Origin of the sequence: Klenkia taihuensis (assembly GCF_900112525.1) — a bacterium.
GTDB lineage: Bacteria > Actinomycetota > Actinomycetes > Mycobacteriales > Geodermatophilaceae > Klenkia > Klenkia taihuensis.
This window is the reverse complement of the sequence record NZ_FOMD01000003.1, coordinates 651,329-673,979: the sequence shown is the minus strand read 5'-3', so window position 1 is coordinate 673,979 and position 22,651 is coordinate 651,329. Positions and strand designations below refer to the sequence as shown.

Here is a 22,651-nt window from a genome sequence, read left to right as displayed (position 1 = left end):
AGTCTCCCGTCAGGCCGCGACGAACAGGCAGAGCGGGTGCCCGGCCGGGTCCGCGACCACGTAGAGCGGCTCGTCGGGGTCCTCGCTGCGGTCGAGACGCAACGTGCCGCCGAGCTCCAGCGCGCGGTGGAGCACCGCCTGCAGGGCCTCGACGTCGGGCACCGAGCAGTCCAGGTGCAGCTGCATCGGCACCGCGTCGTCCGGCCAGGTGGTCGGGGTGAGCTCGTCGACCTGCTGGAACGCCAGCTGCACGGCGCCCCCGGGCCCGCGCAGCACCAGCCACTCGAGGTCGTCGGGCCCGTCGGCCGGCGGCTCGTCGCCGGGGCGGTACTCGTAGCCGAACAGCTGCCGGTGGAACTCGGCCAGCCTTCGCACGTCGGTGCCGTCGAGCACCACCTGGCGGATCACGGGGGTCACCATGCCGTCACCCTGCACCCGGGGTCCGACGGTTCCGTCCTGGCGGGGCCGGTGCCAGGGTGGGCCCATGGCCTACGGATCCCCGGAGTTCGACTGGGACGTGCTGTCCCGGCCCGACGTCGTCTCGCTGGTCACCGGTCAGCTGGGCTTCTCCTGGCTCGACCTCCACCAGCACCTGCAGGACCTCCCCGACGAGGAGTACCTGTGGGAGCCCGCCCCGGGGGCGCTGTCGGTCGCGCCGCGCGGCGGGACCACCCGTCGCGCGGTGGGGGCGGGGGAGTGGGTGGCGGAGTGGCCGGACGGTCCTGACGACCCGGGGCCGCGGACGATCGCCTGGCTGGTCGCCCACCTGGTCGAGGTCTTCGCCGAGCGGTGGGAGTGGACCTTCGGCGGCCACCGGCTGCGCCGCGACGACCTGGTGCTGGCCCACCCCACCGCCGAGGCCGGGGTGGCCGCGCTGACCGAGGCGGTCGGTCGCTGGCGGGACGGTGTGGAGGGGCTGACCGAGGCCGAGATGTGGACGGTCGGCCGCAGCCAGGCGACCGAGATCGACCAGCAGGCCCCGTTCGCGCACCTGGTGCTGCACCTGAACCGCGAGCTGGTCCACCACGGCAGCGAGATCACCGTGCTGCGCGACCTCTACCGGACCAGGGCCTCGGCGTAGGCGGCCAGCGAGCGCTGGTAGCGCGGCTGCGTCGGGGCGAGCGCACCGAGGGCCAGGCCGAGCGCCGCGCGCTCGCGACCGGTGTCGGCCAGGCACAGCGCCAGGAACCCGCGCACGGCGGCCGACAGCTCGTCGTCCACGGCGAGCTCGGGCTCCAGCAGCGCCACCCCGGCCGCCGGGTCACCCAGGTTGCGCAGCGAGCTGGCCAGCTGGATCGTCGCCCGGCGCCGGCGCACCCCGGTCAGGCCGCGGGCCAGTGCCTCCCGGTAGCGCGGCACCGCCTCGGCGGGCGAGCCGGTCGAGTCGTGGGCACCGGCGAGCTCGAACAGCCCCGACCCGTCGTCGTACGGGCACGCCTGCGCCACCGCGGCCGCGCGCTCGACGAAGTCCGGGGCGTCGACGTCCCCGGCCCACAGCTGCGCCACCTGCTGCTCCCAGTCCACGCGGCGAGCATGCCCGACCTGTCGGTGGTCCGTGCCAGGGTCGGCGCCATGAGACCCTTCATCAGCCTCGTCACCCTCGGTACCACCGACCTGCCGCGTGCCCGCGCCTTCTACGAGGCGCTCGGCTGGCGGGAGTCCAGTCAGTCCACCGACGAGGTCGCGTTCCTGCAGGGTGCGGGCACCCACCTCGGGCTGTGGTCGCGGGCGGAGCTGGCCGCCGACTCCGAGGTGCCCGACGACCACGGCGGCTGGGGCGGCACCACCCTGGCGCACAACGTCGGGTCCCCGGCGGAGGTCGACGCCGTCCTGGCGGAGGCGGCCGCGGCGGACGGCACCGTGCTGCGGGCGGGCAGCGAGACCTTCTGGGGCGGCTACAACGGGGTCTTCGCCGACCCCGACGGGCACCGCTGGGAGATCGCGCACAACCCGGCCTGGCCGCTCGACGACGCCGGCCGGGCCCAGCTGCCCGACTAGCTGCCCGCCGGGGTCAGAGCTTGCGCAGCAGCACCCGGCGCACCGCGTGGTCTGCCGCCTTCTGCAGCACGAGCCGGGCCCGCGACCGGGTGGGCGCGATGTTGGTGCGCAGGTTGGGCCCGTTCACCGCCGCCCAGATGCCGCGCGCGGTCTCGGTGGCCTCGGCGTCGGTCAGGTCGGCGAAGCGGTGGAAGTAGGCGTGCTCGTCCTGGAAGGCGGTGCGGCGCAGGGCGTGGAAGCGCTCGACGTACCAGCGCTCCACGTCGGCCTCGGCGGCGTCGACGTAGACGGAGAAGTCGAAGAAGTCGGACAGGAAGACCTCGGGCACCCGGCCGTCGGCGCGGTTGCCCGCCTGCAGCACGTTGAGGCCCTCGAGGACCAGCACGTCGGGGGTGTCGACGACCTGCCGCTCGTCGGGCAGCACGTCGTAGCTCTGGTGGGAGTACAGCGGCGCGCTCACGGTGCCCCGGCCGCTCTTGACGTCGGCCAGGAACCGCAGCAGCGCGCGCCGGTCGTAGGTCTCCGGGAAACCCTTGCGGCCGAGCTGCCCGCGGGCCTCGAGCACTGCGTTGGGGTGCAGGAACCCGTCGGTGGTGACCAGGTCGACCCGCGGGGTGTCCGGCTGGGCGGCCAGCAGCACCTGCAGCAGTCGGGCCGTGGTGCTCTTGCCCACCGCGACGCTGCCGGCGACGGCGATGACGTAGGGCACCTTGGCCGTGCGGGCCCCCAGGAACGCCGACTGCGCGGTCCACAGCCGGCGGCTGGCGGCCACGTGCAGGGCGAGCAGCCGGGCCAGGGGCAGGTAGACGGTGCGGACCTCCTCCAGGTCGATCCGGTCGCCGAGGGAGGCCAGCCGGGCCAGCTGCTCGGCGTCCAGCGGCAGCTCCTGCCCGTCGGCCAACGCCCGCCACTGCGCCCGGTCGAACGCCGCGTAGGGCGAGGGGTGGCTGCGGGCGGCGTCCGTCACGGCGACCATGGTGCCCATCGGCAGGCCGCCCACCTCGCCCGGGTGGGCTCCGGCCCCGCCGCGGGGTGGGCCGGGCCGGGCGCGTCTAGGGTTCGGGTGTGCCGACCCGACCGGGCCTGCTGGACCGCATCGAGCGGTACTTCGCGCAGTCGCCCCTGCCCGACACCCCCGTGCGCACGGTGGGTGGGCTGGCCGTGCCGGTCGGCACCCCCGAGTGGCCCTACCCGGCCCGGCCGGTCCCCGGCGGCGGCCCGGTCGGCCAGGACGACGTCGAGCAGGCGCTGGCCGTCCAGCGCACCGCCGACCTGCCCGAGGCGGTCGAGTGGTTCGCCCAGCGCAACCCGGGCCTGGGCCACGCCGTGCGCGCGGCCGGCCTCGGCGTGGACGAGCTGCCGCTGCTGGTCGCCGTCGACGACGTCGAGGTGACCCTGCCCGAGGGTGTGCGGTTCTACCTGGTCGGTGCCGACGACCCGCAGCTGGCGACCTACCAGCGGCTGGCCCAGCTGGCCTTCGCGGTCCCCGTCGGTGCCGCCGAGGGGCCGGTGTCCTCGGCTCCCGGTGCCGCCCCCGACCGCCTGGTCGACCCGCCGCAGCCCACCAGCGTGCTGCGCGAGCGGATCGCCGCCGGCCGCACGGTGATGATGATCGCCGTCGAGGACGGCACCCCGGTCGCGGTCGGCTCCCACCAGCCGCAGGACGTCGACGGCCACGGCATGAGCGAGATCGTCGGCGTCGCGACGCTGCCCCGGTACCGCGGCCGCGGGCTGGGGGCCGGCCTGGCCTCGGTGCTGGTCGAGCACGCACGGGAGACGGTGGAGACGGTCTTCCTCGCCGCCGGGGACGACGACGTCGCCCGCGTCTACGAGCGCGTCGGCTTCGCCCGCATCGGCACCACCCTGGTCGCCGAGCGCGTCAGCGGCTGAGCGCGGCCGCCGCGGCGGCGTCCAGGGCGGCCCGGGCCACGGCCCAGTCCGTCCCGGGCGGGAACGCGGCGAGCAGCACGACCACCCGGTCCCCGGCCAGGCCCACCGAGTGCAGGTGCGCGACGTCGTCCACGCAGCACATCCAGCCCTGCTTGGCGGCCTCCACGCCGTCCACGGCGGGGGAGAGCAACCCGAAGGACTGGTCGAAGCCGTCCGCGCCCGTGGGCGTCGCCCGGCCCAGGGCACCCAGCAGCAGCGCGGCGTCGTCGGGGTGCGCCACCTCGGGCAGCGCGGTCAGGAACCGCGCCAGGTCCGCCGCCGACGACCGGGTGGACCCCCAGGCGCCGGGGTCGGGGGTGGGCGGGCCGGTGCCGGTGAGCCCGTACCGGGCCACGACGTCGGCGAGCACCGCCGGGCCGTCGTAGGCCACCCAGAGCTCGGACGCCGACGGGTCGTCGGAGCTGGTGAGCATGGCCTCGACCCGGGCCAGGTCCTCGGGGGGCACCGCCCGCCCGGCGGTGCGGGCCCCGGCCAGGATGCCCTCGGCCAGGTACAGCTTCACCAGGGACGCGGTCGGCACGGGGACGTCGGCGCTCCCGGCCACCGACGTCCCCTCCGTCGCCCGGGCGGCGGCGTCCGCGCTGGTGCCCGGTGGCCGCCGGGGCTCGTCGGGGGCGACCACGACCACCAGTGACCCGACCGGACCGAACGCGGCGCGGGCGGCCTGGGCCGGGGACGGCCCGGCGGCGGTCGGGTCGGCGGCGAACCGGTCGGCCGGGGCGACCGCGGCCGGGCGGGGGACCGGCGCGGCGACGGCGGGCGCGGCGGTGGCCGGGCCCACCTCGACCAGCAGACCCGCCACCAGGGCGGCGGTCACCACCGCCGTCCGCCCGCCCCACCGTCGCATGAACCCTGAACTACCCGCGGGCGCCCCGCACCAACCCGGGACCTGCGTAAAGCGGAGGTTACGGGTCAGGGCACCTCGTACGTCGGCACGATGACCGCCCGGGCCAGGGTGTGGCTGAACAGGTTGAACCCGAGGAAGGCCGGCGTGGCGTCGGCCGGCACCCCGAGGTCGTCGGTGTCCAGCGCGTGCACCACCACGTAGTAGCGGTGCGGCCCGTGCCCGGCCGGGGGAGCGGCGCCGACGAACCCGGCGAACCCGGCGTCGTTGCGCAGCTGCACCGCACCGTCGGGCAAACCCCCGTCGGCCGCACCCGAGGGCAGCTCGGTCACCGACGCGGGGATGCCGGCCACGGCCCAGTGCCAGAAGCCGCTGGCGGTGGGGGCGTCGGGGTCGTAGACGGTGACGGCGAAGCCCTTCGTCGCCTCCGGGAACTCCGACCAGGACAGGTGCGGGGAGCGGTCCTCGCCGTCCAGACCCATCTTCCCGCTGACCTGCTCGCGCCCCAGCACCTCGCCGTCGCGGACGTCGCCGCTGGTCACGGTGAACTCGGGGACCTCCGGCAGGAAGTCGTAGGGGTTCGGCGGGGTGGGTCGGGACATCGCTGGTCCTCCTCGGACGTCGACGGATCGGTCGCACCCAACCTAGGAGGGGGACGCCGGGCCCGCTCGACGGGAAAGCGTGGTGATCCACCCGTACCGTCCCCCTCGTGCTGGGACTACCGGAGACCATCCGCGGCTGCCTGTTCGACCTCGACGGCGTGCTCACGCGGACCGCGACGGTGCACCAGGCCGCGTGGAAACGCACCTTCGACGAGTTCCTGCGTGCGCGGGACCCGCAGGCGCCGGAGTTCACCGACGCCGACTACCAGCGCTACGTCGACGGCAAGCCCCGCGAGGACGGCGTCCGCGACTTCCTGGCCTCCCGGGACATCGACCTGCCCGAGGGCAGCGACGACGACGGCCCGGACGCGCAGACCGTCCGCGGCGTGGCCACCCGCAAGAACGACCTGGTGCAGGCCGAGCTCGACGAGCACGGCGTGGACGTCTACGACGGCTCGATGCGCTACCTCCGCGCGGTGAAGGACGCCGGCCTGCCGGTCGCCGTCGTCACCGCCTCGGCGAACGGGGAGAAGGTAGTCGCCGCCGGCGGGTTCGCCGACCTGGTCGACGCCCGCATCGACGGCGTCGTCCGGGCGCGCGAGGGCTACCGCGGCAAGCCCGCCCCCGACACCTTCCTGGCCGGTGCCCGCGCGCTGGGCCTGGAACCGGCCGAGGCCGCGGTGTTCGAGGACGCGCAGTCCGGCGTGGAGGCCGGCCGCGCCGGGGAGTTCGGCTTCGTCGTCGGCGTGGACCGGGTGGGCCAGGCCGAGGAGCTGCGCGCGCACGGCGCCGACGTCGTCGTCACCGACCTGGCGGACCTGCTGGAGGACCGGTCGTGACCGAGGGGCGGGCGCACTTCCCGATCGAGCCCTGGGCGCTGACCGAGACCTCGATCGACCACGCGAGCCTGGCGGTCAACGAGTCGGTGTTCGCGCTCGCCAACGGGCACATCGGCATGCGGGGCACGCTGGAGGAGGGGGAGCCCTCCGTCGTCCCCGGCACCTACCTCAACGGCTACTTCGAGGAGCGGCCGCTGCCCTACGCCGAGGCCGGCTACGGGTTTCCCGAGATGGGCCAGACCGTCGTCAACGTCACCGACGGCAAGCTGATCCGGCTGCTGGTCGGGGACTCCCCGCTGGACCTGGACTACGGCCACGTCGTGGCCCACCGCCGCACCCTGGACCTGCGCGCGGGTGTGCTGGAGCGGTGCACCGAGTGGCGCTCGCCCAACGGCCGCACCGTCGAGGTGAAGAGCACCCGGCTGGTGTCGCTGACCCGCCGCTCCATCGCCGCGATCCGCTACGAGGTGCGCTGCACCGACGACGGCGGCGACCTGTACGTGGCGCTGCAGTCGGACCTGCTGGCCAACGAGGTGGTGGAGAACTCAGGCTCCGACGACCCGCGCGCGGCCGCCGCGCTGCGCAAGCCGCTGGTCTCCGAGCAGCACACCGGCAAGGGCCGGCACGCCGTCCTGGTGCACCGCACCAAGACCAGCGGGCTGCGGATGGCCGCCGGCATGGACCACGACGTGCTCACCCCCGACAGCGCCAACGAGGAGCTGGAGGTGTCGGCGGACCTGGCCCGCTACACCCTGGCCGCACGGCTGCCGGCGGGGGAGAAGCTCCGGCTGACCAAGTACCTGGCCTACGGCTGGTCCTCCCGACGGTCCGCGGCCGCCGTCCGCGACCAGGTCGAGGGGGTCCTGGGCATCGCCAAGCTGGCCGGCTGGGAGCGGCTGGTCAGCGAGCAGCGGGAGCTGCTGGACGGGCACTGGGCGCAGGCCGACGTCACCATCGAGGGCGACGACGAGCTGCAGCAGGCCGTGCGGGTGGGCATGTTCCACGTCCTGCAGGCCGGGCTGCGCGCCGAACGGCAGCCGATCCCGGCCAAGGGGCTCACCGGCCCGGGCTACGACGGGCACGCCTTCTGGGACACCGAGACCTACGTGCTGCCGGTGCTCACCTACACCGCGCCCGAGGCCGTCCGCGACGCCCTGATCTGGCGCTGGTCGACCCTGGACCTGGCCCGCGAGCGCGCCCGGGTGCTGGGCCAGCAGGGCGCGGCGTTCCCGTGGCGCACGATCCGCGGCGAGGAGACCAGCGGCTACTGGCCGGCCGGCACCGCCGCCTTCCACGTCAACGCCGACATCGCCGACGCCGTCGCCCGGTACTGGCACGCCACCCAGGACGACTCCTTCGACGTCGACCACGGCACCGAGATGCTGGTCGAGACCGCCCGGTTGTGGGCCTCGCTGGGCCACATGGACGACGGACGGGGCTTCCGCATCGACGGCGTCACCGGCCCCGACGAGTACACCGCCGTGGTCGACAACAACGTCTACACCAACCTCATGGCGCAGCGGAACCTGCGCGAGGCCGCCGCCGCGGTCGCCCGCCGTCCCGAGGTCGCGGCCCGGCTGCAGGTCACCGACGACGAGGTCGCCGGGTGGCGCGAGGCCGCCGACCACATGCGCATCCCGTTCGACGACGAGCTCGGCGTGCACATGACCAGCGAGGGCTTCACCCGGCACCAGGAGTGGGACTTCGACGGCACCCCGCCGGACAGGTACCCGCTGCTGCTGCACTACCCCTACTTCGAGATCTACCGCAAGCAGGTGGTCAAGCAGGCCGACCTGGTCATGGCGCTGCACCTGCGCGGCGACGCCTTCACCCACGAGCAGAAGGTCGCCGACTTCGCCTACTACGAGGCCCGCACCGTGCGGGACTCCTCGCTGTCGGCGGCGCAGCAGGCCGTGGTGGCCGCCGAGGTCGGGCAGCTGGACCTGGCCTACGACTACTGGGGCGAGGCCGCGCTCACCGACCTGCAGAACCTGCACGGCAACTCCGGGCACGGCCTGCACATCGCCTCGCTGGCCGGCGGCTGGACCGTCGCGGTGGCCGGGTTCGGCGGCATGCGCGACCACGACGGGCAGCTGTCCTTCGCCCCGCGGCTGCCCTCCCGGCTGACCGGGCTGGGCTTCCGGGTGGTCTACCGCGGCCGCTGCCTGCGGGTCCGGATCACCCAGGAGCAGGCCGTCTACCAGCTCGTGTCCGGCGAGGACCTGGAGATCACCCACCACGGGGAGCCGATCACGGTCACCTCGGCCGAGGTCGTCCGGGAGGTGCCGCCGGCCCCGCAGGTCGAGCCGGTCCGCCAGCCCACGCACTGCGCGCCCCGCCGCCGGGGGCGCTGACGGTCAGGCGAGCAAGCGGACGGCGAGGGCCAACGACCCCAGGCACAGGGCCAGGAACACCCCGACCCACACCAACCCGGGGACGCCGGTGAGCCGCGCGAGCTGGTCGGCGTCGCTGTCCGGGGTGGGACGGCGGCGCCGCTGCGCCTGCAGCTCCCACACCGCCCGCGGCGCGGCCAGCAGCAGGAACCAGACCACGACGTGGGCGAACGCGGCCTGCCACAGCGGCGACAGCCACCAGGTCGCCGCGAACACCAGCGCGCCGGTGACCAGCACCGACCACAGGCCGTAGAAGTTGCGGATCTGCAGCAGGAGGAGCGCCAGCAGGAGCAGCAGCGCCCACAGCACCCCGACGGCGTGCCCGGCGGCCAGCAGGGCCGCGGCGCCGAGGCCGAGCAGCGCCGGCCCCGGGTAGCCAGCGAACGCGGTGGCCACCATGCCGGGGCCGGTGGGTCGCCCCGCGGACACCGTGACGCCGGAGGTGTCCGAGTGCAGCCGGATACCGGCCAGCCGCCGCCCGGTGATCAGCGCGGCCACCCCGTGCGCGCCCTCGTGGGCGATCGTGACCGCGTTGCGGGTAACCCGCCAGAGGTCGCGCTGGCCGACCAGCACGAGTGCCACCAGGGCCGTGCCCACCAGCCAGGGCAGCGGCAGCGGGGGAGAGGTGGCGCCCACGCGGTCCCAGATCTCGCTCATCGCCGTCCAGCCGACCACACCGGGACGCTGGACGGGGTCGCACGCGCCGACCGGGTCGGCGCGTGAGCCCGGGTGGGTGCCGGGTAGCCCCCGGCATGACCTCCTCCGCGCAGTCCTCCGTCCCCGTCGCCGAGCTGGCCGGGGGTGCCGTCCGCCGGGTGGGCGACTCCGCCGTCGGGCTGTCCCGCGGCGAGCCCTTCGCGGTGTCCCGGCGCTGCCGGCACCAGCTGGCCGACCTGTCGGCGGGCTCGGTCGACGCCGACGGCTGCCTGGTCTGCCCGTGGCATGGTTCCCGCTACGACGTCCGGGACGGGCGGATGGTCGACGGACCCCGCGGTTTCCTCGCCTTTCACGGCCCGACGCCCGGCTACTCCGGCCTGGTCCGGCTGCTGGGCCGGGTGCTGCCGCTGCGCGTCCGGCGGGCCCTGCGGCGCGGCGACGTCGTCGTCGTCGACGGCGGCTGACCCCGTCCGGCACGGGCCCCCGGCGTCGGGCACACTGATCCGGCTGCCCGGCGTCCGGGCGGACCCCGAGGAGGCCTGCGTGACCGCCCCGCCGTTCGTCTACCGCGTCGTCATGGCCGTGGGCACGCCCGCCGCCAAGTGGTGGGGCCGCATGGAGGTCCGCGGCCTGGAGAACCTGCCGGAGTCCGGGCCGACGGTGGTGATGGCCAACCACGACAGCCAGTGGGACCCGGTCGTGGCCGGCATCGCCGCGCTGCGCCGCCGTCACCTGCGTGCGCTGGCCAAGGACTCGCTGTGGAAGAACCCCGTCGTCGGCAGGTGGCTGACCGGGATGGGCCAGATCCCCATCGCCCGCGGCCGGGGGGACGCGAACGCGCTGCAGGCCGCCATCGACGTGCTCCGCGACGGCGGCTGCATCGGGGTCTTCCCCGAGGGCACCGTCTCCCGCGGGCGCACCATGCGCTTCCTGTCCGGTGCGGGCCGGCTCGCCCTCGCCGTCCCCGGCACCACCGTCCTCGGCCTGCGGTTCACCGGGCAGGACGACATCGTGCGCTTCCCGAAGCGCCCCCGGGTGCTGGTGGAATTCCTGCCCCCGGTCACCCCGCGCGAGGGCGAGTCCGCGGTGGCGCTGACCAACCGGGTGATGACCGAGGTGCGGGCCGGTGCGCCCCCGGTCATCCCGGGGCGGGCGAAGACCGCGGAGAAGTACCGCCGGCTGGCCGCCGAGCACGCGGCCGGCACGGACGGGTCAGCCGGCCAGCAGCGGGCAGCCGAGGACGACCGCCGGTAGCACCAGGCACGCCACGGTCACCGGCCACCGGCCGGCCCGGCCCCGGCGGACCAGCGAGTGCACCACGCCGGCGGTCGTGAGCACCGCGAGCGCCACGACGTCGGCCAGCCAGGTGCGCACGGCCTGCTCGACCTCCTCCGGGTCGGTGTGGAACAGGTCCAGGAACACGTCCAGCCAGTTGACCGCCACCGCGGCCAGGACCAGCGCGATCGCGGCCTGCAGCAGGACCTGGGCGACGACGTCGGCGCGACCCGGCCAGGGCGCACGCGCCGGGCGCGGGGCGGGGGAGAGGTCGACGGCGGGCCGGTAGGTGGTCACGGCACCACGCTCGCCGCCGGGGCGGAGGCGTCCCAGGGGGGAACTACCCAGCTCGGGATGGGCAGTTCTGTCGGACCCCGGTCCTAGGGTGCAGCCACCGACCGCACTCGACGAGGAGGGCACCATGACCACCCTGACCGACCGTCCGGGCACCGCACTGCTGGTGATCGACGTGCAGAACGGCGTGATGGCCGGCTCGCACGACGCCGAGACCGTGGTCGGCCGCATCGGCGACCTCGTCGAGCGGGCGCGCGCGGCCGACGTCCCCGTGGTGTGGGTGCAGCACAGCTCCGAGGAGCTGCCGCAGGGCAGCGAGCAGTGGCAGTACGTGCCGCAGCTGCAGCGCGCCGAGGGCGAGGCCCTGGTGCACAAGCAGTACGGCGACTCCTTCGAGGGCACCGACCTCGAGCAGGTGCTCGCCGACGCCGGCGTGGGCCGGCTGGTGGTCACCGGCGCGCAGACCGACGCCTGCATCCGCTCCACCATCCACGGCGGCTTCACCCGCGGCTACGACGTCACCCTCGTCGGCGACGCGCACACCACCGAGGACCTCTCGGCCTACGGGGCGCCGCCGCCGGCCGACGTCATCTCCCACACCAACCTCTACTGGGGCTTCCAGGGCGCGCCCGGCCGCACGGCCGCGGTCGTCCCGGCCGCCGACGTCGCGTTCTCGGGCTGAGGGGGCTGGCCTACAGTGCCGCGGTGAGCTCCACGCCGCGGTTCGGCCGCCTCCTCACCGCCGTCGCCACCGCCTTCGACGCCCAGGAGCGGGTCGACCTCGACGCCACCGTCGCGATCGCCCGGCACGTCGTCGACACCGGCAGCGACGGCGTCGTGGTGTCCGGCACGACGGGGGAGGCCCCGACCACCACCGTGCCCGAGGACGGCGAGGTGCTGGCCGCGGTCCGCGAGGCGATCGGCGACCGGGCGGTGGTCATCGCCGGCGTCGGCACGAACAGCACCGCGCACTCGGTGGAGATCGCGGAGCAGGCGGCCGGCATCGGCGCCGACGGGCTCCTGCTGGTCACCCCGTACTACAACAAGCCCAGCCAGAACGGCATCCTGCGGCACTTCCGCACCGTCGCCTCGGTCAGCGACATCCCGGTGATGCTCTACGACGTGCCCGGCCGCACCGGCGCCTCGATCGGCCTGGACACCTACCGGGCGGCCCGGGAGATCGAGACCGTCGTGGCGGTCAAGGACGCCACCGGCAACCCGGCGCATGCCGCAAGGCTGACCGACCTGGGCTACGAGGTCTACTGCGGCGACGACGCGCTGACCCTGGGCTACCTGGCCTACGGCGCGGTCGGCCTGGTCAGCGTGGTCGCGCACGCCGCCGGCCGGCCGCTGCGCACGATGATCGAGGCGTTCCTGGCGGGGGAGCACGCCGCCGCGCTCGCCGCGCACACCCGGCTGGTGCCGGCCTTCGACGCCGTCATGGGCGTGCCCAACTACGGCGCGACGACCGCGAAGGCGGCCCTGCAGCTGCTGGGCGTGCTCGACAACCGCCGGGTGCGCCAGCCGCTGGCCGAGCTCGACGACACCGAGGTGGCTGCCCTGCGCGCCGGTCTGGTGGCGGCCGGTCTGCTGGCGGCGGGGGAGCGGTCCGGCGGCGTGGACAGCAGCCGGGACCTCGACCCCTGGTGGGGCACCTACCGCGGCCTCGCCGCCGACATGTGACCCACCGGCCCCGGGCAGACTGACACGGTGTTCCACATCGCGTTCCACGAACCCCGGATCCCGCCGAACACCGGCAACGCGATCCGGATGGTCGCCGCGACCGGGGCGCACCTGCACCTTCTCGAGCCGTTGGGCTTCGACCTGTCCGACGCCAAGCTGCGCCGGGCCGGGCTGGACTACCACGACCTGGCGTCGGTGACGGTCCACCCGGGCCTCGAGGCGTTCCTGGCGACGCTGCCCGACGCACGGGTGTTCGCCTTCACCGCCGCCGGCACCACCCGGTACACCGACGTCGGCTACCTGCCGGGGGACGTGCTGCTGTTCGGCCCGGAGCCCACCGGCCTGGAGCCCGAGGTGCTGGCGCACCCGCGGGTGACCGACCGGGTGCGGCTGCCGATGCTCGCCGGCCGGCGGTCGCTGAACCTGTCCAACACCGCGGCGGTCGCGGCCTACGAGGCGTGGCGCCAGCACGGCTTCGCCGGCTCCTGAGCTCCGCGGGCGTTTCTCATCCTTGCCATTCGTGGCTCCATGACTAGGATGAGATACATGCCGTCCGCCAGCCCGTACACCGGCCCCGAACAGCAGGCCGACCTGGCCCGCCTCGGCTCCCGGCTGCGGGAGCACCGGAGAGCCCTCGGCATCACGGCCGTCGCCTGCGCCGAGGCCGCCGGGGTGTCGCGGGTGACCCTGCACCGGATCGAGTCGGGCAACCCGTCGGTCACCGTCGGCGCGTACTGCAACGTGGCGGCCGCCCTGGGGCTGCACCTGTCCGTCCCGGCCCTCGAGCGGCCGGCCGGGGACCAGGTGACGGTGACCGTCGGCGACTACCCGGGACTGCGCGCGCTGGCCTGGCAGACCGACGCGGGCACCACCATCACCGAGGTCGAGGCGCTCAACCTGTACGAGCGCGGCTGGCGGCACCTGGACCAGGGCACGCTCACCGACCGGGAGCGGGCCTTCATCCAGCACCTCGCCGACACCTACAGCCAGGGCGGCCTGCTTGTTTGACCGCCCGCACCACCGGCTGGTGGCGCAGGTGCTGCACCAGCTGGACGGCGAGCTGCTGGCCGAGCACGGCTGCTGGTTCGGGGGAGGGACGGCGATCGCGCTGGCGCACGGGGAGTACCGGGAATCCGTCGACATCGACTTCCTGGTCTCCGACCAGCACAGCTACCGGGTCCTGCGCCAGCGGGTGAAGGCTGAGGGGCTGGCGTCCCTGGCCGGGGGAGAGCTGGAGCTGGCCCGACCCGCGAGGACCGACAACTACGGGATCCGGGCCGCCGTCCTGGTGACCGGGGTGCCGATCAAGTTCGAGATCGTGCACGAGGGCCGCATCCACCTGGACACCCCGCCGGGTGCGCAGACGGTCTGCGGGGTGCGGACGCTGACCGGCGCCGACCTGGTCGCCAGCAAGCTGCTCGCCAACGACGACCGGTGGGCCGACCTGTCGGTGTTCAGCCGGGACCTGATCGACCTGGCGATGATGGTGCCGTCGACCGCTGACCTGACGGCGGGTGCCGAGAAGGCGGTGGGCGCCTACGGCGGGTCCGTGGGCCAGAGCCTGCGCAGCGCGGTCGACCAGCTGCGCCGGCGCCCGGACCGCCTGGACGCCTGCACGCGGGCGCTGCAGATGCACGCGCCGCGGGCCGTCGTCTGGCAGCGCATCCGGGACCTGGCGGGCCGGTGCGCCGGCGTCCCGGCCCTGGCGGAGGGTGCCACTTGACATAATGTCGATTATCGGCGCAACACCCAGGTGCGTGAACGGCCGTCGTCCGACCTGGCCTGCGCCGTCCGTGGCCGTCGGCCCGTCGCAGCCGCGTGCGACGCCGGCCTGACCGGACCGTGGACGGCCGCACGGTCCCGCGTGGCGAACGCGTGGCGATGTGCGGCGATGCGCGGCCGTCGTCCCCGCCCGGTCGGCGGTCGGCGGCCACTCCCTCGTCCCGGCCCAGGATCTGCCGCGTTCCGTCACGCTGACGCCACGGGACCGCCCCACCCACCTGCGGCGACCCCCCCTGGGTGCACCCGGTGTGCGTCCGTCATTGCGTCACCCTGACGGAATGACGGGTGCTCAGCCCTGCTCGGCCGCCGCCCGGAGCGACGCGAGGCCCTTGTCGAACGTCGGGCCCAGGAACTTCTCCATCGGCAGCAGCCGCATCAGCCGGCCCTGCCGGCCCGACCCGGACCAGGTGACCACCGTGCCGCCGTCGGCCTCGGCGAGGGTGAACGTCGACGTGCTCGACGACCGGACCGGCTTGGTGTTGACCTGCTCGACGACGACCCGCGTCGGCTCGACCTCGGTCATCCGCATCGAGCCGCTGCCGGCCTTGAAGGAACCGGCCCAGCGGTAGCCGCTGCCGGCGCCGGTGCCGTCGTACTCGCGGGACATGTCCGGGTCGAGGTCCTCGAAGGGTGACCAGGCACGCCAACGGCGGAAGTCGGCCAGCAGGGCGTGCACCGCGGCGGGCGGTGCGGCGACCCGGACCTGCCGGGTGACGGTGTAGGTGTCGGGCACGCGCGGATCGTGCCAGATCCGGACGCCGCGGAGCCGGGTCGCGGCCCTGGTGTCGGGTGCCCGCCGACGCCGCCGGTCCCTTAGGCTCCGCACATGCAGATCCGCCGTCCGGTCGTCTCCGTCCTCGCCGCCCTGGCCTTCCTCTCCGGCGGCGCCGCGCTGACCGGGTGCAGCGACACCGACGGCCTGGAGCAGCGCACCGGCACGTCGAAGGACTCCACCGAGAACTTCTCCGGCAACGACCCGTCCAGCGTCGAGCAGGGCAGCGTCTACAACCACGGCAACGTGGCCCCCGACCAGGACCCCGGCGTCCGCGACCCCGACTGACGGGCCACGGGGCGCGGCGTCAGCCGGCGTTGCGCCCCGAGAGCCAGAGCTTGTCAAGCCGCCCGGTCGAGCGCACCAGCTCGGCCAGGGCGCGCTCCATCTCCACCTTGGTCGGCTTGTCCGCCAGCAGGGTCTGCACGTCCTCGAGGGCGCACCGCAGCTGGAACAGCCGGTCCTGCAGCCCGTCGAGCTCGGTCCGGGTCACCAGGACGACGTCCGGGGACAGGCCGGCCTTCGCGGTCGCCGAGCGCTGCTCGTAGGCACGCTGCCGGCAGGCCTGGCCGCAGTACAGCCGGGGCCGGCCGACAGACTCCTGCGCGGGCAGCACGTTGCGGCACCAGCCGCAACGTCGCTCCTCGGCGTCGGCGGCACGCCGGCGGGAGCGCCGGGTCGGTGCACCCGGCGCGGGGACGTCGAGCGCAGGGATGTCGTGCACCGGGACCTGCTCTGCCACCACGCCCGAGAAGGTACTGCTCAGCGGGCTGCCGGGGAGCCGGACACGCCCGCTGTCGGCCCGTCCGTGACCCCGCCCGCGCCGTCCGTCCCGCACGCCCCTAGCGTGGGCCCGTGCCACCCGCGCGTTTCCCGTTCCTGGAGGGGCCGACGCCGCTGGCGATGGCGCACCGCGGCGGCGCGATCGAGCACGTGGAGAACACCGCCCCGGCCTTCGAGGCCTGCGTGGCGATGGGCTACCGCTACCTGGAGACCGATGTCCGGGCCACCGCGGACGGCGTGCTGGTCGCCTTCCACGACGCCGTCCTGGACCGGGTCACCGACCGCACCGGTCGCATCGACGCCCTGCCGTGGAGCGAGGTCAAGCAGGCGCTGATCGGCGGCCGCGAGCCGGTGCTGGCGCTGGAGGACCTGCTCACCGCCTGGCCCGACGTCCGGGTCAACATCGACGTCAAGACCGCCGGCGTCCTCGCCCCCCTGGCCGCCCTCATCCGGCGCACCGGGACGCTGGACCGGGTCTGCCTGGCCTCCTTCTCCGACGCCCGCGTCGCCGCCGCCCGCCGGCTGCTCGGCCCCGACCTGTGCACGTCGCTGGGCCCCAAGGGGGTCGCGGCGCTGCGGCTGTCCTCCTACTCCCCCCGCGCCGCGGGTCTGGTGCGGATCCAGGCCGGCTGCGCGCAGGTGCCCCTGGAGCTGGGCGGCCGGCCGCTGGTGGACGAGCGGTTCCTCGCCGCCGCCCACGAGCGCAGCCTGCAGGTGCACGTGTGGACCGTCGACGACCCCGCCGAGGCGCACCGGCTGCTCGACCTCGGCGTCGACGGCATCCTCACCGACCGCCCGGCCATGCTGCGCGACGTCTACGCCGAGCGCGGGGTCTGGAGCGCGGCGTGAGCCTGCGGGACTGGCGTCCGGTCCCCCCTCCCCTCCCCGAGGAGCTCCAGGCGTCGGTCGCCGACGACGACCCCGAGTGGTTCGCCCGCGAGCTGGCCGTCGCCGCGCACCCGCCGTGGTGGCTGTGGCGCTTCCTCCTCACCACCGTGTCCCCGGCGGTGTCGCTGTTCGGCCGCGTGCAGGTCACCGGCGGGGTGCCCGAGGACCTGCGCGGCGGCCCGCTGATCCTGGCCGCCAACCACATCGGCGACTACGACACCTTCACCGTCGCCGCCGCGCTGCACCGGCTCGGCGTCGTCCCCCGGTTCCTGGCCACCGGCGGCATCATGCGCGCCCCCGTCGCCGGGCCGATGCTGGAGCGGGCCGGCGGCATCCGGGTCGACCGGGGCACCGACGTGGCCGCGCACGCCATGCGGGTCGTCCTGGTGGCCCTGGAGCACGGCGGCCAGGTGCTGGTCTACCCCGAGGGCCGGGTCGGGCTGACCGCCGACGGCTGGCCCGAGCGCGGCCGCACCGGCCTGGCGCGGCTGGCGCTGCAGACCCGGGTGCCGGTGCTGCCGGTCAGCCAGTGGGGCGCGCACGAGGTGCTGCAGTACGCCAACGACTGGGGCAAGCTGCGCACCGCGCTGTCGGCGGCCTGGCGCCAGCCCGCCCTGAAGGTGCACGTCGGCCCACCGGTGCCCCTGGACGACCTGGCGGCCGGCCGGGTCGGCGACGCCCACCGCGCGCGCACCCGCATCATGGCCGCCGTCACCCGGGGCCTGGTCCCGCTGCGTGCCGGTGAGCCCGGCGACCGGATCGCCTTCCACGACCCCACCCGCCCGGTGCGGGCCGCGGCCATGTTCCCGGGAGGACGCGTCCCCGACGACGTCCCCGGTGCTGGACCACCCCACCCCACGGCTGACACGCTGCGCCGGTGAGCGCCCCCGACACCACCGCGACGCCCGACCGCGCCCTGCGCCGCGAGCGCGTCGGCTGGTACTCCTACGACTGGGCGATGTCGGTGTTCAACACCAGCGTCACCACGGTCTTCCTCGGCCCGTACCTGACGTCGGTGGCCCGCGAGGCCGCCGGACCGGACGGCGCGCTCGGGTTCCTGGGCATCGACCCGGGCAGCTGGTTCTCCTTCGTGCTGTCGTTCTCCGTGCTGGCCCAGGTGCTCGTGCTGCCGATCACCGGCGCCGTCGCCGACCGCACCGGACGCCGCCGCGAGCTGCTGGCCGGGTTCGCCCTGCTCGGCGCCGCGGCCTGCACCGGGCTGTTCTTCGTCGCCGACGGCCGCTACCTGCTCGGCGCGCTGCTGTTCGTCGTCGCCAACATCAGCTTCGGCGCGGCCACCGTCGTCTACTACTCCTGGCTGCCCGACCTGGCCGCCCCCGACGAGCGCGACAAGGTCTCCAGCCGCGGCTGGGCGGTCGGCTACGTCGGCGGCGCGCTGCTGCTCGCGGTCCACCTGGGCCTGTTCCTGTCCGCGGAGTCCCTGGGCCTGACCAGCGGCGAGGCGGTGCGCATCTGCCTGGCCACCGCCGGCCTCTGGTGGGGCGCGTTCACCGTCTTCACCGTCTCCCGGCTGCGCAACCGCCCGCTGGGCGGGGTCCGGGGGCAGGGCGGTGCAGCAGCGACGACGGAGGGCCGCACCGGCAGCGGCTTCCGGCAGCTGGCCCGCACGCTCAAGGAGATGCGGGCCTTCCCGCTGACCCTCTGGTTCCTGGGTGCCTACCTGCTGTTCAACGACGGCGTGCAGACCGTCATCTCGCTGTCGGCGGTCTACGCCACCGAGGAGCTCGGTCTGGACCAGTCGGTGCTCACCGGCGCCATCCTCATGGTGCAGGTGGTCGCGATCGCCGGGGCGCTGGGCCTGGGCCGGGTCGCCGCCCGCTACGGCGCCACCCGCACCGTGCTCGGCTGCCTGGTGGCCTGGACGGCGGTGCTGGTGGCCGCGTTCTTCCTCCAGGAGGGCGCAGTGCTGCAGTTCTACGCCCTCGCCGCGGTGATCGGCCTGGTGCAGGGCGGCACCCAGGCGCTGTCCCGCTCGCTGTTCAGCCACCTCATCCCGGCCGGCCAGGAGGCCGAGTACTACGGCTTCTACGAGATCAGCGACCGCGGCACCAGCTGGCTGGGCCCGCTGGCCTTCGGGCTGACCTACCAGCTCACCGGCTCCTACCGGCTGGCCATCATCAGCCTGGTGGTGTTCTTCGTGGCCGGCTTCGCGCTGCTGGCCCGGCTGCCGATGCGCCGCGCCGTCGTCGAGGCCGGCAACACCCCACCGGAGAAGCTGTGAACGCCGTCCCCGCCGCCGGCGACCGCCGCCGACACGCCGCGCCTGCGCACCTGACCTTCTTCCACGGCCCGATGGACTGCGGCAAGTCCACGCTGGCCCTGCAGGTCGACCACAACCAGAGCCGGCAGGGCCGGCACGGCCTGCGGCTGACCCAGGGCGACCGGTCGCGCAGCGCGCGGATCAGCAGCCGCGTCGGGCTGTCGCGCGAGGCGGTGGAGGTCGACGCCGGCACCGACCTGCGGCTGCTGGTCCGCGACCGCTGGGCGGCCGGGCACCGGGTGGACTACGTCGTCGTCGACGAGGCCCAGTTCCTCACCGGCCCCCAGGTCGAGCAGCTGGCCGAGCTGGTCGACCGGTCCCACGTCGACGTCTACGCCTTCGGGCTCACCACCGACTTCCGGGCCCAGCTGTTCACCGGCACGCAGCGGCTGTTCGAGCTCGCCGACGTGGTGCAGCGGATCCAGGTCGAGGTGCTCTGCTGGTGCGGGGCGCCCGGCCTGCTCAACGCCCGCGTGGTCGGCGGGGCGATGGTGCGGGAGGGCGAGACCGTCGTCGTGGCCGACACCGCCCCGGAGGCCGGCATCGACACCGCCCCCGACGAGGTGCGGTACCAGGTGCTCTGCCGCCGTCACCACGTCGGCGGTCAGCTCGGCGCCACCCCCACCGGCCCCGGCCAGCTGACCCTCTCCGGGCGACCCCTGGCCGACGAGCAGGTGGCCGTGCGATGATGACCGACTGACGCGACGGAATCTCCGCGCGACTTCCTTCGTTGGACCCACCGGCCCCCTCCGGGTGACGCCCCGCTGCTCGCGCTGCGGACGCGTCACCGACGTGCCGATGGGGCATGACGCACGGACCGACACACGAGCACGAGAGGACGGTGTGCCATGGGCGAGCGTTCCCTTCGCGGCAGCCGACTGGGCAGCGTCAGCTACGAGACCGAGCGCAACACCGCGCCGATCGAGCGGCAGTACGCCGAGTACCGCTGCGAGCAGGGCCACGTGGTGACCGTGCCCTTCGCCGACGACGCCGAGATCCCTGACACCTGGGAGTGCAAGTACGACGGCTCCAACGCCAAGCTGGTGGGCGGCGCCGAGCCGGCCCCGAAGAAGGTCAAGCCGCCGCGGACCCACTGGGACATGCTGCTCGAGCGTCGCTCCGTCGACGACCTCGAGGAGGTCCTGGCCGAGCGCCTCGACGTGCTGAAGAGCCGCCGCACCAAGGTCAGCTGACACCCTGACGCAGAAGGGCCCCTCCGGACCACTCCGGAGGGGCCCTTCTGCGTGCGGGTCAGGGCCGTTCGACGACGGTGCCCTCGATGACCCGGGTGCTGGTCACGTGCTGCACGCCCGGATCGGGGTCGACCTGCGCCGGCCGGGTGCTCTGCACCCGCACCGGGCCGCGGGCGCGGTCGGGCAGCCGGTTCAGCACGGCTCGCGCGATGAGGGCGCGGGGCAGCTTCCGGGTGCCGGGCAGCAGGCACAGCAGGCCCAGCACGTCGCCGATGAACCCCGGCAGGATCATCAGGAACCCGCCCGCGGCGACCAGCCCGGCGTCGCCCAGCGCGGTGCCCGGGGCGCGGTGCTCCTGCGCCCGCAGCCGCAGCTCGGTCAGCGTCTTGGTGCCCTGCTTGGCCAGCAGCACCCACCCCAGCGCGCTGGTGGCCAGCGACGCCAGGATCGCCCAGCCCAGCCCGATCCAGGCCGCCACGGCGATGAACACCACCAGCTCGGCCAGTGCGCCCAGGCCCAGCACGGTGCGCAGTCGGCTCGTCATGCTCGTCCTCTCCTCGTGTGTCCTGCACCCCCAACGTCCGAGGAGGCGCTGGTGCTCCCGGCCCGCCGACGGCGCACCCCGGAGACCACGACGAGCAGGAACGCGCCCAGCCCCAGGGCGGTGAGCGCGGCCTCCGGCCAGGCGCCCAGCCGGGTGGCCAGCGTCGTGCCGTCGCGCTGGGCGATGTCCTCGACGAACGTGGCCGGGGTGAACAGGCCCGAGCTGCGCACCAGCGACCCGTCGGGGGCGATCACCGCGCTGATCCCGCTGGTGGAGGCCATCACGACGCTGCGGCCTGCCTCGACCGCCCGCAGCCGGCCCATCGCCAGCTGCTGCGGGCTCTCGTCGGAGAAGCCGAAGGTGGCGTTGTTGGTCTGGACGACGAGCATGGTCGCCCCGCCGACGACGGTGTCGTGCACCAGGCCGTCGTAGGCGACCTCGAAGCAGATGACGTCGCCGACGGTCGCGCCGGCCATGTCCAGCGTGCCGACCTCGGTGCCGGCCCGGAAGTCCGCCCGCACCAGGTCGACCTTGTCGCTGAAGAACCGGAAGAACGACCGCGCCGGCACGTACTCGGCCAGCGGGACCGGGTGCCGCTTGACGTAGGTCTCCCCCGGCCCGGTCTCGGGGTCCCACACGATGGCGGTGTTGGACAGGAACCGGCCCGGCCCGCTGACGACGGCGCCGACCAGGATGGGGGCGTCGATCGCCCGCGCCGCCCGGTCGATGGCCGCGGCGGCGTCGCTGTTGAGGTAGGGGTCGATGTCGGAGCTGTTCTCGGGCCAGATGACCAGGTCGGGCTGGGCGACCTCGCCGCGGGCGACCTGCGCGGCCAGCGCCTGCGTCTCGCCGACGTGGTTGTCCAGCACCGCCCGGCGCTGCTCGTTGAAGTCCAGCCCGGCACGCGGCACGTTGCCCTGCACGACGGCGACGGTGCGGGTCGGCCCGCCCTCGGTCAGCGACCCGCCGGCCAGCGGCCACCGGGCCACGGTGCCCACCACCGGGACGGCGAGGGTGCCCACCACCAGCACGGCGGCCGCGCGCAGCGACCCGGCGCGGCGGGCGGCGTCGTCGCTGTCCCGCCAGGCCCGGGCCAGCGCCAGGCAGGCCGCGGCCAGCAGCGTGCCGGTCAGCGCCACCCCGAAGCTGACCAGCGGCACCCCGCCGTAGGCGGCGAGCGCGGTGAACGGGCCCTCGGCCTGGCTGAACCCCAACCGGCCCCAGGGGAAGCCGCCCAGCGGCCAGCGCCCGCGCAGGGCCTCCTGGCCCACCCAGAGCGCCGCGGCCCACAGCCACCAGGCGCGCAGCCGGGCGGTCACCGCGAGGGTGCCGCCGAGCACCGCCAGGTACAGGGCCTCCGCGACCGACAGGGCGTACCAGGGGAAGGACCCGACGTAGATGCCGGTCCAGGACAGCAGCGGCAGGAAGAAGCACAGGCCCTGCACCAGGCCCAGCCAGAGGCCGGTGCGGAAGCGCACCCCGCGGGTGGCCACGGACAGCGTGGCCGGGCCGAGGACGGCGAGGACGGCCAGGTCCCACCCGGGGAACGCGAGGTACATCGCGCCGCCGCCGGCGGCGGCCAGCAGGGTGCGGGCGAGCAGGCCCGCCCCGCGGCGTCGCGGGGCGGGTGCGTCGTCGGCCGGGCGCACCGCCGGGTCGGTCACGGTCACCCCGCGAGCATCCCACCCGCGCGCCGGCGACCGGTGCACGCGGTCGTCGCGGCGGCACCCCGGCCTTCGGGCCGCCGGTCCGGGGACTGGGTGTCCTCGGACCGCCGTTGTCTGGTGGCGCGGGGTGCCGCCCGGCGATCACCGGTGGTGGCCCGGGACCGCGTGGTGCGACACCGGAACCCTAGGGAGCCGGGACCCCCGCG

Annotated in this window: 29 protein-coding genes; 18 read left to right on the top strand and 11 right to left on the bottom strand. The window is 75.0% G+C overall.

Annotation, left to right across the window (positions count from 1 at the left end; all coding sequences use genetic code 11):
• Positions 1-9: 9 nt before the first annotated feature.
• Entirely contained in the window at positions 10-420 is a 411-nt protein-coding gene (locus tag BM158_RS15375) for a VOC family protein (RefSeq protein ID WP_091561399.1), read from the bottom strand.
• A gap of 64 nt (positions 421-484) precedes the next feature.
• On the opposite strand from BM158_RS15375, the gene BM158_RS15370 reads away from it, so the two are divergent.
• Positions 485-1,081 (top strand): DinB family protein, encoded by a 597-nt coding sequence (locus BM158_RS15370; RefSeq protein WP_091560791.1) that lies wholly within the window; start codon positions 485-487, stop codon positions 1,079-1,081.
• On the opposite strand, the gene BM158_RS15365 is transcribed toward BM158_RS15370, so the two are convergent.
• Positions 1,057-1,524, bottom strand: coding sequence for a tetratricopeptide repeat protein (locus BM158_RS15365; RefSeq protein ID WP_091560787.1), 468 nt, complete (start codon positions 1,522-1,524; stop codon positions 1,057-1,059). The two genes, BM158_RS15370 and BM158_RS15365, sit on opposite strands and share 25 nt — an antisense overlap.
• Positions 1,525-1,572: 48 nt before the next feature.
• On the opposite strand from BM158_RS15365, the gene BM158_RS15360 reads away from it, so the two are divergent.
• On the top strand, positions 1,573-1,998 hold the full coding sequence (locus tag BM158_RS15360) for a VOC family protein (protein ID WP_091561393.1): 426 nt from the start codon (positions 1,573-1,575) through the stop codon (positions 1,996-1,998).
• Positions 1,999-2,011: 13 nt separating this feature from the next.
• Here BM158_RS15360 and coaA read toward each other — a convergent pair whose 3' ends face one another.
• Complete coding sequence (gene coaA / locus BM158_RS15355) at positions 2,012-2,974, bottom strand: type I pantothenate kinase (protein ID WP_091561389.1); 963 nt, start codon at positions 2,972-2,974, stop codon at positions 2,012-2,014.
• An 89-nt stretch (positions 2,975-3,063) separates the two neighbouring features.
• On the opposite strand from coaA, the gene BM158_RS15350 reads away from it, so the two are divergent.
• The gene (locus BM158_RS15350; protein WP_091560783.1) at positions 3,064-3,888 is read left to right on the top strand and encodes a GNAT family N-acetyltransferase; all 825 of its coding nucleotides are present in this window, start codon (positions 3,064-3,066) and stop codon (positions 3,886-3,888) included.
• Here the strand turns inward: BM158_RS15350 and BM158_RS15345 are convergent.
• Complete coding sequence (locus BM158_RS15345) at positions 3,878-4,765, bottom strand: serine hydrolase family protein (protein ID WP_131802062.1); 888 nt, start codon at positions 4,763-4,765, stop codon at positions 3,878-3,880. The two genes, BM158_RS15350 and BM158_RS15345, sit on opposite strands and share 11 nt — an antisense overlap.
• Before the next feature lie 95 nt (positions 4,766-4,860).
• A complete protein-coding gene (locus tag BM158_RS15340; protein ID WP_091560776.1) occupies positions 4,861-5,394 on the bottom strand; it encodes a YbhB/YbcL family Raf kinase inhibitor-like protein in 534 nt (177 codons plus the stop codon).
• 107 nt (positions 5,395-5,501) lie between these two features.
• Between BM158_RS15340 and BM158_RS15335 the strand changes: the two genes are divergently transcribed.
• Together BM158_RS15335 and BM158_RS15330 are read left to right on the top strand one after the other, a co-directional pair.
• On the top strand, positions 5,502-6,233 hold the full coding sequence (locus BM158_RS15335; protein ID WP_091560773.1) for an HAD family hydrolase: 732 nt from the start codon (positions 5,502-5,504) through the stop codon (positions 6,231-6,233).
• Positions 6,230-8,587: a glycoside hydrolase family 65 protein gene (locus tag BM158_RS15330; RefSeq protein ID WP_091560770.1), complete on the top strand. Its 2,358-nt coding sequence runs from the start codon at positions 6,230-6,232 to the stop codon at positions 8,585-8,587. Before BM158_RS15335 ends, BM158_RS15330 begins: the two co-directional genes overlap by 4 nt.
• A gap of 3 nt (positions 8,588-8,590) precedes the next feature.
• Here the strand turns inward: BM158_RS15330 and BM158_RS15325 are convergent, their stop codons facing one another.
• Entirely contained in the window at positions 8,591-9,283 is a 693-nt protein-coding gene (locus BM158_RS15325; RefSeq protein ID WP_091560767.1) for a M50 family metallopeptidase, read from the bottom strand.
• Positions 9,284-9,378: 95 nt separating this feature from the next.
• Here BM158_RS15325 and BM158_RS15320 point away from each other — a divergent pair, with 95 nt between their 5' ends.
• Positions 9,379-9,747, top strand: a complete 369-nt coding sequence (locus BM158_RS15320) for a Rieske (2Fe-2S) protein (protein ID WP_091560763.1) — start codon at positions 9,379-9,381, stop codon at positions 9,745-9,747.
• A gap of 79 nt (positions 9,748-9,826) precedes the next feature.
• On the top strand, positions 9,827-10,537 hold the full coding sequence (locus BM158_RS15315; RefSeq protein ID WP_207506619.1) for a lysophospholipid acyltransferase family protein: 711 nt from the start codon (positions 9,827-9,829) through the stop codon (positions 10,535-10,537).
• On the opposite strand, the gene BM158_RS15310 is transcribed toward BM158_RS15315, so the two are convergent.
• Positions 10,496-10,855, bottom strand: coding sequence for a hypothetical protein (locus tag BM158_RS15310; RefSeq protein WP_091560760.1), 360 nt, complete (start codon positions 10,853-10,855; stop codon positions 10,496-10,498). The two genes, BM158_RS15315 and BM158_RS15310, sit on opposite strands and share 42 nt — an antisense overlap.
• 124 nt (positions 10,856-10,979) lie before the next feature.
• On the opposite strand from BM158_RS15310, the gene BM158_RS15305 reads away from it, so the two are divergent.
• From BM158_RS15305 to BM158_RS15285, 5 genes are read left to right on the top strand one after another with little or no spacing between them, the layout of a single operon-like run.
• Positions 10,980-11,534 carry a cysteine hydrolase family protein gene (locus BM158_RS15305; protein WP_091560756.1) on the top strand — a complete coding sequence of 185 codons (555 nt, stop codon included), beginning with the start codon at positions 10,980-10,982 and terminating at the stop codon, positions 11,532-11,534.
• Positions 11,535-11,557: 23 nt separating this feature from the next.
• A complete protein-coding gene (gene dapA, locus BM158_RS15300) occupies positions 11,558-12,535 on the top strand; it encodes a 4-hydroxy-tetrahydrodipicolinate synthase (protein WP_091560753.1) in 978 nt (325 codons plus the stop codon).
• A gap of 27 nt (positions 12,536-12,562) precedes the next feature.
• Entirely contained in the window at positions 12,563-13,024 is a 462-nt protein-coding gene (locus BM158_RS15295) for a tRNA (cytidine(34)-2'-O)-methyltransferase (protein WP_091560750.1), read from the top strand.
• Positions 13,025-13,081: 57 nt separating this feature from the next.
• On the top strand, positions 13,082-13,543 hold the full coding sequence (locus BM158_RS15290; protein WP_091560748.1) for a helix-turn-helix domain-containing protein: 462 nt from the start codon (positions 13,082-13,084) through the stop codon (positions 13,541-13,543).
• Entirely contained in the window at positions 13,536-14,258 is a 723-nt protein-coding gene (locus BM158_RS15285; RefSeq protein ID WP_091560744.1) for a nucleotidyl transferase AbiEii/AbiGii toxin family protein, read from the top strand. The genes BM158_RS15290 and BM158_RS15285 overlap by 8 nt, the downstream gene beginning before the upstream one ends.
• Before the next feature lie 348 nt (positions 14,259-14,606).
• Here BM158_RS15285 and BM158_RS21840 read toward each other — a convergent pair whose 3' ends face one another.
• Positions 14,607-15,050 carry an SRPBCC family protein gene (locus tag BM158_RS21840; RefSeq protein WP_165628956.1) on the bottom strand — a complete coding sequence of 148 codons (444 nt, stop codon included), beginning with the start codon at positions 15,048-15,050 and terminating at the stop codon, positions 14,607-14,609.
• 93 nt (positions 15,051-15,143) lie between these two features.
• On the opposite strand from BM158_RS21840, the gene BM158_RS21835 reads away from it, so the two are divergent.
• Positions 15,144-15,377, top strand: a complete 234-nt coding sequence (locus BM158_RS21835) for a hypothetical protein (protein WP_165628955.1) — start codon at positions 15,144-15,146, stop codon at positions 15,375-15,377.
• Positions 15,378-15,396: 19 nt separating this feature from the next.
• Here the strand turns inward: BM158_RS21835 and BM158_RS15275 are convergent, their stop codons facing one another.
• Positions 15,397-15,834, bottom strand: a complete 438-nt coding sequence (locus BM158_RS15275) for a hypothetical protein (RefSeq protein WP_229827375.1) — start codon at positions 15,832-15,834, stop codon at positions 15,397-15,399.
• A gap of 110 nt (positions 15,835-15,944) precedes the next feature.
• Here BM158_RS15275 and BM158_RS15270 point away from each other — a divergent pair, with 110 nt between their 5' ends.
• The 5 genes from BM158_RS15270 to BM158_RS15250 all read left to right on the top strand — a co-directional run bounded on the left by BM158_RS15270 (position 15,945) and on the right by BM158_RS15250 (position 20,234).
• Complete coding sequence (locus BM158_RS15270; RefSeq protein WP_091560711.1) at positions 15,945-16,721, top strand: glycerophosphodiester phosphodiesterase family protein; 777 nt, start codon at positions 15,945-15,947, stop codon at positions 16,719-16,721.
• Entirely contained in the window at positions 16,718-17,641 is a 924-nt protein-coding gene (locus BM158_RS15265; RefSeq protein WP_091560707.1) for a lysophospholipid acyltransferase family protein, read from the top strand. Before BM158_RS15270 ends, BM158_RS15265 begins: the two co-directional genes overlap by 4 nt.
• Positions 17,638-19,002, top strand: coding sequence for an MFS transporter (locus tag BM158_RS15260; RefSeq protein ID WP_229827376.1), 1,365 nt, complete (start codon positions 17,638-17,640; stop codon positions 19,000-19,002). Before BM158_RS15265 ends, BM158_RS15260 begins: the two co-directional genes overlap by 4 nt.
• Positions 18,999-19,730, top strand: coding sequence for a thymidine kinase (locus BM158_RS15255; RefSeq protein ID WP_091560703.1), 732 nt, complete (start codon positions 18,999-19,001; stop codon positions 19,728-19,730). Before BM158_RS15260 ends, BM158_RS15255 begins: the two co-directional genes overlap by 4 nt.
• 159 nt (positions 19,731-19,889) lie before the next feature.
• Positions 19,890-20,234 (top strand): RNA polymerase-binding protein RbpA, encoded by a 345-nt coding sequence (locus BM158_RS15250; RefSeq protein WP_091068337.1) that lies wholly within the window; start codon positions 19,890-19,892, stop codon positions 20,232-20,234.
• Between the two features lie 58 nt (positions 20,235-20,292).
• Here BM158_RS15250 and BM158_RS15245 read toward each other — a convergent pair whose 3' ends face one another.
• Both BM158_RS15245 and lnt read right to left on the bottom strand, forming a co-directional pair.
• Entirely contained in the window at positions 20,293-20,778 is a 486-nt protein-coding gene (locus tag BM158_RS15245; protein WP_091560700.1) for an FxsA family protein, read from the bottom strand.
• A complete protein-coding gene (gene lnt, locus BM158_RS15240) occupies positions 20,775-22,448 on the bottom strand; it encodes an apolipoprotein N-acyltransferase (RefSeq protein ID WP_229827377.1) in 1,674 nt (557 codons plus the stop codon). The genes BM158_RS15245 and lnt overlap by 4 nt, the downstream gene beginning before the upstream one ends.
• Positions 22,449-22,651 lie beyond the last annotated feature (203 nt).